The organism is Thermoactinomyces sp. CICC 10523, assembly GCF_016055105.1.
Lineage (GTDB): Bacteria > Bacillota > Bacilli > Thermoactinomycetales > Thermoactinomycetaceae > Thermoactinomyces_A > Thermoactinomyces_A daqus.
Window position 1 is genome coordinate 146,561 of record NZ_JAECVX010000005.1, and the last position, 11,950, is coordinate 158,510.

The 11,950-nt window shown below is 50.9% G+C and carries 15 protein-coding genes; 14 read left to right on the forward strand and 1 reads right to left on the reverse strand.

The annotated features are described in order from the left end of the window. Positions 1-28: 28 nt before the first annotated feature. Positions 29-1,270, reverse strand: coding sequence for a sporulation integral membrane protein YlbJ (gene ylbJ, locus I8U19_RS08520; RefSeq protein ID WP_052153971.1), 1,242 nt, complete (start codon positions 1,268-1,270; stop codon positions 29-31). A 105-nt stretch (positions 1,271-1,375) separates the two neighbouring features. On the opposite strand from ylbJ, the gene I8U19_RS08525 reads away from it, so the two are divergent. From I8U19_RS08525 to I8U19_RS08590, 14 genes are all read left to right on the forward strand, one after another. Then, positions 1,376-2,173, forward strand: coding sequence for a patatin-like phospholipase family protein (locus I8U19_RS08525; protein WP_198055688.1), 798 nt, complete (start codon positions 1,376-1,378; stop codon positions 2,171-2,173). Next, positions 2,163-3,215, forward strand: coding sequence for a SepM family pheromone-processing serine protease (locus I8U19_RS08530; RefSeq protein ID WP_052153970.1), 1,053 nt, complete (start codon positions 2,163-2,165; stop codon positions 3,213-3,215). The genes I8U19_RS08525 and I8U19_RS08530 overlap by 11 nt, the downstream gene beginning before the upstream one ends. 77 nt (positions 3,216-3,292) lie before the next feature. Next, positions 3,293-3,811 carry a YceD family protein gene (locus I8U19_RS08535; RefSeq protein WP_052153969.1) on the forward strand — a complete coding sequence of 173 codons (519 nt, stop codon included), beginning with the start codon at positions 3,293-3,295 and terminating at the stop codon, positions 3,809-3,811. A gap of 53 nt (positions 3,812-3,864) precedes the next feature. Then, positions 3,865-4,047 (forward strand): 50S ribosomal protein L32, encoded by a 183-nt coding sequence (rpmF, locus tag I8U19_RS08540; RefSeq protein ID WP_033099767.1) that lies wholly within the window; start codon positions 3,865-3,867, stop codon positions 4,045-4,047. Positions 4,048-4,195: 148 nt separating this feature from the next. Continuing rightward, the gene (fapR, locus tag I8U19_RS08545; RefSeq protein WP_198055689.1) at positions 4,196-4,777 is read left to right on the forward strand and encodes a transcription factor FapR; all 582 of its coding nucleotides are present in this window, start codon (positions 4,196-4,198) and stop codon (positions 4,775-4,777) included. Beyond that, complete coding sequence (gene plsX, locus I8U19_RS08550) at positions 4,777-5,754, forward strand: phosphate acyltransferase PlsX (RefSeq protein ID WP_033099766.1); 978 nt, start codon at positions 4,777-4,779, stop codon at positions 5,752-5,754. The genes fapR and plsX overlap by 1 nt, the downstream gene beginning before the upstream one ends. Before the next feature lie 15 nt (positions 5,755-5,769). Next, positions 5,770-6,759, forward strand: a complete 990-nt coding sequence (locus I8U19_RS08555) for a beta-ketoacyl-ACP synthase III (RefSeq protein WP_033099765.1) — start codon at positions 5,770-5,772, stop codon at positions 6,757-6,759. A gap of 23 nt (positions 6,760-6,782) precedes the next feature. Further along, a complete protein-coding gene (gene fabD, locus I8U19_RS08560; RefSeq protein WP_033099764.1) occupies positions 6,783-7,730 on the forward strand; it encodes an ACP S-malonyltransferase in 948 nt (315 codons plus the stop codon). A gap of 18 nt (positions 7,731-7,748) precedes the next feature. After that, positions 7,749-8,492 carry a 3-oxoacyl-ACP reductase FabG gene (fabG, locus tag I8U19_RS08565; RefSeq protein WP_198055690.1) on the forward strand — a complete coding sequence of 248 codons (744 nt, stop codon included), beginning with the start codon at positions 7,749-7,751 and terminating at the stop codon, positions 8,490-8,492. 64 nt (positions 8,493-8,556) lie between these two features. Further along, entirely contained in the window at positions 8,557-8,790 is a 234-nt protein-coding gene (gene acpP / locus I8U19_RS08570; RefSeq protein ID WP_033099762.1) for an acyl carrier protein, read from the forward strand. A gap of 95 nt (positions 8,791-8,885) precedes the next feature. Beyond that, a complete protein-coding gene (gene fabF, locus I8U19_RS08575) occupies positions 8,886-10,130 on the forward strand; it encodes a beta-ketoacyl-ACP synthase II (RefSeq protein ID WP_198055691.1) in 1,245 nt (414 codons plus the stop codon). Continuing rightward, on the forward strand, positions 10,117-10,842 hold the full coding sequence (gene rnc, locus I8U19_RS08580) for a ribonuclease III (protein ID WP_033099760.1): 726 nt from the start codon (positions 10,117-10,119) through the stop codon (positions 10,840-10,842). Before fabF ends, rnc begins: the two co-directional genes overlap by 14 nt. 228 nt (positions 10,843-11,070) lie before the next feature. Beyond that, positions 11,071-11,277 carry a hypothetical protein gene (locus I8U19_RS08585; RefSeq protein ID WP_033099759.1) on the forward strand — a complete coding sequence of 69 codons (207 nt, stop codon included), beginning with the start codon at positions 11,071-11,073 and terminating at the stop codon, positions 11,275-11,277. Between the two features lie 333 nt (positions 11,278-11,610). Continuing rightward, positions 11,611-11,949, forward strand: a complete 339-nt coding sequence (locus I8U19_RS08590; protein ID WP_033099758.1) for a tRNA-binding protein — start codon at positions 11,611-11,613, stop codon at positions 11,947-11,949. Position 11,950: the final 1 nt, after the last annotated feature.

Sequence of the window (11,950 nt, forward strand, 5' to 3'; positions counted from 1 at the left end):
GGCCGATTTTTTTGCCCGCTACGTTTTGTCACTGACGTTTGAGCGGGTTTTTATTATACGGCAAGCGATCTTTGATTTCAGCAAACAATAGAAAGAAAACCCAGAATAGCGCTATAATAATCGATATCCCTTTCAATGTCTGCCAGAGAGGGGAGTGAATAACCGATTCCCCGAGAAGGGAACTGTTCACGGCGACGACATCCAGCCGCGGCCGGAAAAGCGGGAATATAGCGACTGTGATGACCGCCGCCAGCACGCCATGCAGGATTTTCGCCAAAAAGTAAGGGAAATAACGAATATCCGTCCGGCTGATCATACTGGCGACCTGGGCGTGGATCGATAATCCGTTCCACCCGACGACAAAGCCGACCATGGCCAATTTATAGATCAGCGGCACGGTGGGACCGACGGCACTGGCCAGCTGGGAGCCCAAAGTGATTTCAAACAATCCGGCTAAAATTGGATTGGCCAGGTCCCCGGACAGGGAACAAAGGTGGAGAAGCCAGGAGATTCCGTGCACCAGGGGCCTGGTTATGCCTACATAGTTGATCAGGTGGGTTAAAACGGAAAACATCATGATAAAACCGCCAATCAGCAGCAAGGTTTGCACAGCGGAAGTCACCGATTGACCGATCAATTGTCCGAGTGTGCGTCCATCCTGAATCCTTGCCCGGTGCATGGCTCTCAGGGCGCGAATGAAGATGAGGCCGGTTTTTTTTCCTTTTGGATTGGAGGGCGGGGCTTTCGGTTCGTGAAAACGCATCAAAAATCCAACGAGGAAAGCACTGGCATAATGAGCGGTGGCAAGGATCATGCCGAGCGATTCATTTTCAAAAAAACCGACTGCCACCGCGCCAAACAGGAATAAGGGGCCGGCAGTGCTGGTAAAAGCGACAAGGCGTTCCCCTTCCTCGCGGGAGATGAGGTCCTGTTCGCGCAGACGGGCCGTCAGTTTTGCCCCCATGGGATTTCCGGAGATCAAGCCGACGGCCATGACAAACGCGCCCGCCCCGGGAACGCGAAAGATCGGGCGCATCAATGGTTCCAGGAGGACTCCCAGGAAATGGACGACTCCGAAGCCCATCATCATTTCGGCTGTTATGAAAAAAGGCAATAAAGCAGGAAAGACGACATCCCACCAAATCGTCAACCCCCTAAGCGATGATTTAACAGCCTGTTCAGGATACAAGACGAGCAGGATGGCAATAAAAAAAGCGAAAGAAGCAAGTGCCAGCGTTTTAAATTGACTTCGGAGAAAGGGTCGGATCATATTCATTCTCTCCTCATGGACAACAGCATCAATAACATGTCTACGCTTGGGGGAGGAAATATATGCCGGTGGTTTGTCCAGTGAAACGAAAGGAGCGAATGCTGTTTGCACCCGAAGATCGGTTTGGCCCTCAGCTCTGGCGGAGCGCGCGGTTTTGCTCACTTGGGTGTATTGAAAGTCCTGAAAGAGGAAGGAATTGAAATTGATTTTGTTGCCGGGAGCAGCATGGGGAGCATTGTCGCGGTTCTGCTGGCGAATCAGCTGGATCTGGAAATGTGCGAGCAAGTGGCGATCTCCCTGAAACGGAAGCATTGGCTCGATCTGACGATTCCGAAAATGGGCTTTGTCATCGGGAACAAGGTGAGAGAATTGATTCGCCTGCTCACGCACAACAAGAGATTGGAGCAACTGGCGATCCCGACAGCGGTGATCGCGACGGATTTGACAAGAGGGGAACCCGTGGTGTTCACGGAAGGACCTGCAGATCTGGCGGTAAGAGCGAGCATCTCGATACCGGGGATTTTTGAACCGGTTCGCCTCGGAAACCAACTGTTGGTGGACGGAGGGGTGATCGACCGGGTTCCGGTTTCCGTCGTGCGGGAGATGGGGGCCGATCTGGTTATAGCCGTTGATGTGATTCCGCGGGTGAATCAAGCGAAGATCGAAAATATTTTTGATGTGATTGCACAAACTTTAGTTATCATGGAGAAAGAGATTACCAGCCAGCGGATTGTGGCGGCCGATTTCGTTTTTCATCCCGATGTCGGCCATATCGGACCCACCGCGTTTATGAGGGCGGAGGAATGTATTCAAAAAGGAGAAGAAGAAGCGAGAGCCAAAGTGAAAAAACTGAAAGAACTGATCCGAAACTGGCAAGGAGAGGAAGTATGGGATGGGATATAGAGACTCGAATGGAAAGAGAATCGTCGGAGTTGTTGTTATATCACTGATTTTTATCATAATCGGGGTTCTCTTTCTCGTCCGTATACCTTATTTTGTCATGGCGCCCGGCTCGGCCCAGGATGTGTCGCCAATGGTGCATGTTGGCGGGATCAGGCCGCATGAAAAAGGGTCATTTATGCTGACCACCGTTTCCTTAAAAGACGGAAATCTGTTTGATTATGCTTATGTGAAACTGACCGGGCACGGTGAATTGGTGCATGAAACGGAGATTTTGGCGCAGAATGAATCGGAAGAGGAGTATCAGAGAAGAGAGGCGGAAAATATGACTGCCTCACAAAATCAGGCGATTATCGCTGCTTTTCGCTATGCCAAAAAGCCGGTTCGCGTCCAAATGACCGGAATTGAAGTATTTCAGCTGCTCCGAAAACAGCCGCAAGGACTGCGGGAAGGGGATATTATTCAAAAGGTGGACGGGCGGCCGGTTGAGTCCGTCGATCAGCTCGTTCAATACCTGAGCGCCAAAAAAGCGGGGGACACCGTTGTCGTCAGCCTCCTTCGGGACAGAAAAGCACAAACCCTTAAGCTGAGCCTGTACACTTTGCCCGCACAGCCGGGGGAAAAGCCGCATGTCGGACTGGGCATTGTTCCGGTTCCGCGGATCCAGGTGATCACCTCCCCGCCCGTCCGGATTGAAGCCGACGAGATCGGCGGACCGTCGGCTGGGTTGATGTTTACACTTGAAGTTTTAAACCGGTTGGTGCCCGAAGATCTGACTCATGGACACCGCATTGCCGGTACGGGAACGATTTCCGCTGACGGAACCGTCGGGCAAATCGGAGGGATTCAGCACAAACTCGTTGCCGCTGAACGGGCACATGCCCAAATCTTCTTTTGCCCGGAAGATGTGATGCCGGGGGATCAGAATGAAAAAATTGCCAAAGAAACGATCAAAAAGGAAGGCCTGCATCTGAAGCTGGTGCCGGTCAAATCTCTGGCCGATGCCGTTCAATATCTTCAGCGGTTGCCCGAAGCCGCCGCATAGACTTTCAAGTCAAAAACGTTGACAGGGATTGCAATCGTGTCTTATAATAACCCTGTTTTTACACAAGGAGTGGAATCATGCAGATTTCCCTGCACAAGTTAAATCAAGCCAAAGCCGGGCAACTTGACTTGCGTGAGACCGTAACGCTGGATGCTTTGCCGGGCGAAGTTCCAGGGTTGGTTCGGCTTGAGCCCGTTCAAGTAAAAGCCCGTGTGTCGCTCCTGGATCCGCATCTGATCGAAGCCGATACGGAGCAGTCGACCGAAGCGACATTTTCCTGTTCCAAGTGCTTGTCGGAATTCACCCTTCCAATTCATGTGAAATGGAAGGAATATTTTACGGATGAAGCACACCGGGCGGTAGAAACAGAGGAGCAAGAGATCCATTTGATTGATGGAAATGTGCTGGATCTTGACCCCATGATCCGGGAGGCAGTTCTGCTCCAGTTTCCTTACATTCCAGTATGTCGGGAAGATTGCAAAGGTCTATGTCCCAAATGCGGAACGAACAAAAATGTGGAAACCTGCAACTGCCAGATTGAAAAAATCGATCCCCGGTTGGCGGCATTGCAGGATTGGTTCGAGGACAAATCTTAGGTGTATGAAAACTTCCCCGACTTGTGTTACATTCTTAGAGGGGGTGAAACAGCATGGCAGTACCTTTTAGACGTACATCGAAAACACGCAAACGCAAACGTCGCACCCATTTTAAACTGGCTGTGCCAGGTTTGGTGAAATGCCCGCAATGCGGAGCGCCCAAACTCTCTCACCGTGTCTGCAAAGAGTGCGGTTATTACAAAGGCTCTGAAGTGGAAGGCGTTGCAAACGAATAATGGATTTGCCGGAGCCGTAAAAGCAAGAGCCGGCATCTTGGTCTGGCTCTTGTTTTTTCATATTGCCAATACGCCCTTTTTTTATATACTGATTTAGTACCTGGTATTAATACATGGTAATAAAAAAGGTGGTGGCTCCGCTGTGCGCATGTCCAAGAGAGAAAGACAGCGCCGAATCAAACAAGCTTTTATGGACGATCCATTTCTGACGGATGAAGAGATGGCAAAGCGATGCAAGGTCAGCATACAAACAATCAGGCTGGATCGTTTGGAGCTTGGCATTCCGGAATTGCGCGAGCGTATCAAACACATGGCGGAGAATCATTTTGACCGTGTCCGGTCATTATTGGTGGAAGAAGTGATCGGGGATATCGTAGATCTGCAATTGGATCACAGCGGTGTTTCCGTTTTGGAGATCAAGAAGGAACATGTTTTTGCACGAAATCAAATCGCCCGCGGACACATCCTGTTTGCACAGGCCAATTCACTGGCCGTTGCGCTGGTGAACTCGGAAGTGGCACTTACCGGTTCAGCCGAGATCCGGTTTATCCGACCGGCCAGGTTGGGGGAAAAGTGCATTGCCCATGCCACGGTAATCAAAAAAAAGGCATCCCGTTTACAGGTGGATGTAAAAACGAAAATCAATGGAGAAGTCGTTTTTCAAGGAATTTTTGACGTTTATCGCCTAGAAGACGATGAACTTGTTCCAGCGAATGAGGAGGAGCATTGATGCGAATTGCGATTGATGCGCATGGAGGAGACCATGCTCCGACAGCGGTAGTGAATTCATTGCGGCTTGCTGCTTCCCAATGGCCGGATACCACCTTTATCTTGATCGGTCGGGATGAAAAACTATTGCCTGAAGCATTTGGCAATCTCCAATTTGTCCAGGTCAGCGAACAAATTGAACCTGATGATGAGCCGGTCAAAGCGGTACGGCGCAAAAAGGATTCTTCCATCGTCGTCGGATGTCAGATGGTGAAAAACCGGGAAGCGGATGCGTTTATCAGCGGAGGAAATACAGGCGCTCTGATGGCAGCCGGTCTTTTCCATACCGGGCGGATGAGAGGTGTGGACCGTCCGGCATTGGCTCCCGTTTTTCCCACTCTGACCGGCAAAGGGATTCTGGTGCTGGATGTGGGGGCAAATCCCGAAGCCAGACCGGAACATTTGCGCCAATACGCGCAGATGGGAAGTATTTACGCAAATAAGGTGCTCGGATTCAAGGAGCCGAAAATCGGACTTCTCAATATCGGAACCGAAGCATGCAAAGGAACAGAGCTGACCAAGGAAGCATTTTCCCTTTTGGAACAAGAAAGATCCATTTCTTTCATCGGAAATGTGGAAGCGCGGGACATCCTTTACCGTCCCTGCGATGTGCTGGTTTGCGACGGATTCAGTGGAAACATTTTGCTGAAAAACATGGAAGGTGTCGCTAAAGCCATTTTCGAACGTTTTAAACAGGAACTGACCGCCAGCCTGCTGAACAAGTTGGCCGCTGCGATCCTGAAGCCGGGTCTGAAGCGGTTTGCCCGGGATATGGATTACAAGGAGCACGGAGGAGCACCGCTCCTGGGTCTCTCGGGTCCCGTGATTAAAGCCCATGGCTCTTCGGATGAAAAAGCTTTTTACAATGCGATTCGCCAAGCACACCTGTTTGTCGAAAATGGCGTCATCCAGAGAATTGAAGAAGAACTGTCTCATTAAAAGGGGAGTGGAAGGATGAGAGCAGTAGGGATTTTAGGGACAGGGGCCTATGTTCCGGAGAAAGTACTGACCAATGCGGATCTGGAGAAAATGGTTGATACCAGTGACGAATGGATCGTCAGCCGGACAGGAATTCGTGAGCGGCGGATTGCTGCTCCGGAAGAGGCCAGCTCCGACTTGGCGGTCAAAGCGGCGGAAAAGGCGCTGGAGGCTGCCGGGATCAGTGCCGCTGACATTGATCTGATCATTGTGGCGACCGTAACGCCTGACATGGCTTTTCCAGCGACAGCCTGCCTCGTTCAGGATCGGTTGAAAGCAGAAAAAGCGGCCACTTTTGATCTTTCTGCAGCATGTACCGGTTTTATGTACGGTGTGGCAACAGCCTCCCAGTTTATTGCAACCGGAGTTTACAAGTATGCGCTCGTGATCGGGGTGGAGTGTTTGTCCAGAATCACGGATTGGACAGACCGCAATACCTGTGTGTTGTTTGGTGACGGTGCCGGAGCGGCTGTATTGGGCCCGGTTGAAGAAGGTTACGGCTTCCTTTCTTTTGAATTGGGTGGAGACGGTTCCGGCGGCGAATTGCTGAAACTTGAAGCAGGCGGTTCCCGGCAGCCGGCATCGGTTGAAACGGTTCAGCAAAAGCTGCACACCATCTCCATGGCCGGACGCGAAGTGTTTAAGTTCGCCGTTCGCGTTTTGGGGAACGCAACCGATGAAGCGCTCGTAAAAGCCGGATTGAGCAAAGAGGATATCGATCTGCTCGTTCCGCACCAAGCCAATATCCGCATCATCGACTCGGCGATCAAGCGCTTTGGATTGACGGAAGATAAAGTGGTGATCAACCTCGACCGCTACGGAAACATGTCTTCCGCCTCAATTCCGGTGGCTCTCGATGAAGCAGTGAAAGAAGGAAGAGTCAAAAAAGGGGATACTCTGGTTCTCTGCGGTTTTGGCGGCGGACTCACCTGGGGGGCAACAGTGCTTAAGTGGGCGCTTGACTAACCGTATGAAGGAGGTTTTTTCAAATGGGCAAAATCGCTTTTCTCTTTCCTGGCCAAGGATCGCAAAAAGTGGGCATGGGTTTGGATATCTACCAAAATAATGCCCGGGCGAAGCAAATCTTTGCCGAGGCCGATGAAGTACTCGGGTTTTCGCTTTCCCGCCTCTGTTTTGCAGGGCCGGAGGAAGAGTTGCGCCTGACGGCCAACACACAGCCGGCGATCCTGACCACCAGTGTGGCATTGTTGAGCATGCTGAGAGAAGAAGTGGATCTCGTCCCCGATTTTGTGGCGGGGCACAGTTTGGGAGAGTACTCGGCTTTGGTTGCGGCAAATGCTCTTTCATTTGCTGATGCGGTTCTTACCGTACATAAGCGTGGAACCTATATGGAACAAGCCGTTCCTGCCGGGCGCGGGGCGATGTCAGCCGTGATGAATTTGCAACGCGATTTGCTTGATCAGGTATGTAAAGAGGTAAGTAAGGAAAATCATGTAGTAGAGCCGGCAAATTACAATTGTCCCGGACAGATTGTGATTTCGGGTCACCGGGCTGCTGTGGAAGATGCCGGAGAAAAGGCGGTTGCCGCCGGAGCCAGAAGAGTGATTCCGCTTTCCGTAAGCGGACCGTTCCACTCGTCTCTGATGAAGCCTGCTGCGGAGCAATTAGCCGCACATTTGCAATCCATCCAAATCTCCCCTGCGCAGATTCCGGTTATTGCCAACGTGACGGCAAGACCGGTGGCCGAACCGGCGGAGATCGGCCGTCTACTGGTCGAGCAAGTGGCTTCCCCGGTATTGTGGGAGGACAGCGTCCGTTATATGCTGGAGCAGGGTGTGGATACATTTGTTGAGATCGGACCGGGGAATGTCTTGTGCGGGTTGGTGAAAAAAATAAACCGCCGTGTAGATACCCTTTCGATCCAGGACGAAGAAAGCTTGAAACAGGCCGTCGAAAAATTGAAGGTATTCGCATAGACAAAGGAGAGTCGAACGATGCTTGCAGGGAAAGTAGCTGTAGTGACGGGCGGTTCCCGGGGAATTGGACGCGCAGTCGCCATCACTTTGGCTGAAGCTGGGGCGAATGTGGCCATTTTCTATGCGGGAAATCACGCCGCAGCAGAAGAGACGGTTGCCAAGATCAAGGAGACCGGGCAAGAAGGGATGTCCCTCCAGGTGGACGTGGCCGACAGCGGGCAAGTCGACGCCGCGATCAAGCAAGTGCTGTCCACTTTCGGCAAAATTGATATTCTGGTCAATAACGCCGGGATCACCCGCGATAACCTTTTGATGCGCCTGAAAGAGGAAGAGTGGGATCAAGTGATCAACACCAATCTCAAAGGTGTGTTCCTTGCCACCAAAGCGGTAGTTCGTCCGATGATGAAACAGCGCAGCGGCCGGATCATCAACATTAGTTCTGTCGTGGGGGTCATGGGCAATCCGGGGCAAGCCAACTATGTGGCTGCCAAAGCCGGAGTGATCGGCTTGACCAAATCAACGGCCAAAGAACTGGCTGGCCGCGGGATCACGGTCAATGCGATTGCGCCCGGTTTCATCGATACGGATATGACATCCGTATTGGATGAAGAATTGAAGAAGCAGATGCTCAACCACATTCCGCTGGGCTTTTTCGGTGAGCCGAAAGATGTGGCGGAAACGGTGAAGTTTTTGGCCTCGGATTCCGCCAGATACATCACGGGACAGACGATTCATGTGGATGGCGGCATGGTGATGAGCTAGTTTTGGATAATTTCGTTGCTTGTCAATTGACGATTCCGTATAATACGAAAGGGAGGTGAGAGATATGGCAGATACGTTGGAACGCGTAAAGAAAATCGTTGTAGAACGCCTGAACGTTGATCCGTCCGAAGTAACGATGGAGGCATCTATCAAAGACGATTTGGGCGCAGACTCCCTCGATGTAGTCGACCTCATCATGGAATTGGAAGATGAGTTCGACATGGAGATCTCCGATGAAGAAGCGGAGAAAATTTCGACGGTTGGAGATGTAGTGGATTACATCAACAAACATAAATAAATTTTCCATCCGTACTTACGATAAAGTCCCGTGTTTTGCGGGACTTTATACACATCATTTTTCTACAGTATTGTGAGGAAAGGCGGTGGACCAGATTGAAAAATCGAGTTGTGATTACTGGTCTTGGAGTCATTTCTTCTCTTGGCAATGATATTGATACATTCTGGAATAATCTCATTCAAGGGAAGTCGGGAATCAGCCATATCACCCAGTTTGACACCAGCGATTATGCAGTAAAAATTGCCTCAGAGGTAAAAGACTTTGATCCCTTGAATTTTATTGATAAAAAAGAAACACGCCGGATGGATCGCTTTGCTCAATTCGCTGTCGCCGCTGCCAAGATGGCTGTCAGCCATGCCGGTCTGAACATCGATGACCGGAATGCGGAACGGGTCGGCGTCTACATCGGATCGGGCATCGGCGGTCTCGCCACATTGGAAAAACAGCATCGTGTTTTGATGGATCGCGGTCCGCGCCGGGTCAGTCCGTTCTTTGTCCCGATGATGATCGCCAATATGGCTTCCGGTATCGTATCGATTCAGTTGGGCGCCAAGGGGCCGAACAGCGCAGCCATTTCCGCTTGTTCGACCGGTACCCATTGTGTCGGGGATGCATTCAGAATTCTTCAGCGCGGGGAAGCGGACGTGATGTTGGCCGGTGGAGCCGAAGCAACGATCGTGCCGTTGGCAGTTGCCGGTTTTTCTGCGATGACGGCTCTGTCCACCCGCAATGACGAACCGGAAAAAGCGAGCCGCCCGTTTGACAAAGACCGTGATGGCTTTGTCATGGGGGAAGGAGCCGGGGTTCTCGTGCTGGAGACGCTGGATCACGCCTTAAAACGCGGAGCTAACATTATCGCCGAAGTGGTTGGTTACGGGATGACCGCAGATGCTTATCACTTAACCAGCCCGGCTCCGGAAGGGGAAGGGGCAAAACGGGCCATGGAGATGGCGATGCGGGATGCTGGACTTGCCCCTGAAGAGATTGATTATATCAATGCGCACGGCACTTCGACCGAATACAACGACAAGTTTGAAACGATGGCCATCAAAGGTGCGTTCAAGGATCACGCCTATAAACTGGCTGTCAGCTCCACCAAGTCCATGCTCGGTCACTTGCTTGGAGCCGCAGGCGGCGTGGAAACCATCATCAGTGCTCTGGCAATCAAAGAACAAATTCTCCCGCCGACGATCAACCTGGAAAATCCTGATCCGGAGTGCGATCTGGATTATGTTCCAAATGAAGCGCGCAAAACACGCGTTCGCACTGCACTGTCCAATTCGCTTGGCTTCGGGGGACACAACGCTACGATCTTGTTGAAAGAATATGAAGAAAAGTAATGGCAAAAGGGTGAATGAGATGGATTTTTCGCGCCTGGAAGAATTGACAGGCTTTGCATTTAAAAATCGAAAACTGTTTCAGCAGGCATTCACCCATACATCTTTTGCACACGAACGGAAGAACGGCACCCATGCAGACAATGAACGGTTGGAATTTTTAGGTGATGCCGTTCTCGAACTGGTTGTCTCCGAGTACCTGTTTCAACGCTATCCGAAGATGAGCGAAGGGGAACTGACACGGATGCGGGCCCGGATTGTCTGTGAACCTTCATTGGCTTCTTTTGCGCGTGAATTGGGGTTTGGCAATTACGTGCGCCTCGGAAAAGGGGAGGAGATGACGGGAGGGCGCAACCGTCCCTCCCTTTTGGCCGACTTGTTTGAAGCTTTTATTGGCGCCTTGTTTCTTGATCAGGGACTGGACGGTGCCAAAAACTTTTTGCATACGTTCATGTTCCCGAAGATAAATGAAGAATGGCTTGCCAGCATGTTGGATGCGAAAAGCCAATTGCAGGAGTTCGTGCAGCATGAACGGCTCGGAACCCTTGCCTATCGAATTGTCGATATGCAAGGACCGGCCCATGACCGGCATTTTGTGGCTGAGGTGTATTTGGATAACCAGCCGCTTGGCCGGGGCTCGGGACGATCGAAAAAAGAAGCGGAACAACATGCTGCAATGGAAGCATTGAAAAATTGGCAAGCCAAACAGAAATGAAACACACCCCTTAAATCGGAGCGGGAAAATCCAGACTGGTTACCGTTTCTTTTAAGGGGTGATTTTTGTTTTTTCGGATTGGAACATGAAGTGTCCGGCAAACCCTTCCACGTATACAGACGCACTTTGAAACAAATTCGTTGCATGGACAGCAAAATGTTTTTGTTGCTTTTGGGATATGTTATTTTAAAATAAAATGAAAACTACAAAAAGGGGCTGAAGGGAATTTTGCGATTTTTTAGTTATATCGCTCCCTATTTGTTTCAGTTATTTTCGCTGCTTGCGATCATTCTGCCGGTTGCCGGCGGAGTCCTTGCCCTGGTCATTTTATGGCGCATCATGAAATCGCTTGAGAGAATCAGCCAGTCTTTGAGCCGGCTTGTCGAATGGAAAGAGCGGGGACAAAAGAAGGAACAGGGAAGCGATGAAACTTGACGGCACCGCAATGATCATACGGAGGAATCCGTGGTATGAAGGCGATCACGGAGCGGCGGAGAACGAATCATTCAGGAGATGATTTGAAACAGCCCCTTTGCGCCCGGAGGCGTGCTGTGGGAAAATGCTGTCGTTCCAGTGTCGATGGACTGCCTGCTTTATCCGAGTGCGTTTCAATGTAATCTCCCGAAGAAGTTCCTGCCTGTTTCCCCGCGTTTGTTGCTGTCGCGGGAAAATATGGTGACTGTTCGTTTATTGCTGAAAGAAAGGTATTAAGCCTCCAGGGGTGAATGAATAAGAAGGGTTTGAGCTTGGGAAGGGAGAGAAGGATGGATGAAATTTTGTTCGTATGATGATTTTTTAAAAGTGGAAATGCGGATCGGGGAGGTGGTGCGCGCCGAACCGTTTCCCAAAGCGCGCAAACCCGCCTATAAGTTGTGGATCGACTTTGGAGAAGAAATTGGAACCAAAAAATCGAGTGCACAAATCACCCATTTGTATTCAATTGAAGAATTGGTGGGCAAACGGGTTGTCGCGGTCGTTAATTTTCCGCCCAAACAGGTGGCTGACTTTATGTCGGAAGTCTTGGTTTTGGGGGTTGATTCAACCGAAGGCGGCGTTACCTTGCTCCGGGCGGATCATCAGGCTCCGCTTGGAACACGGGTTTACTAAG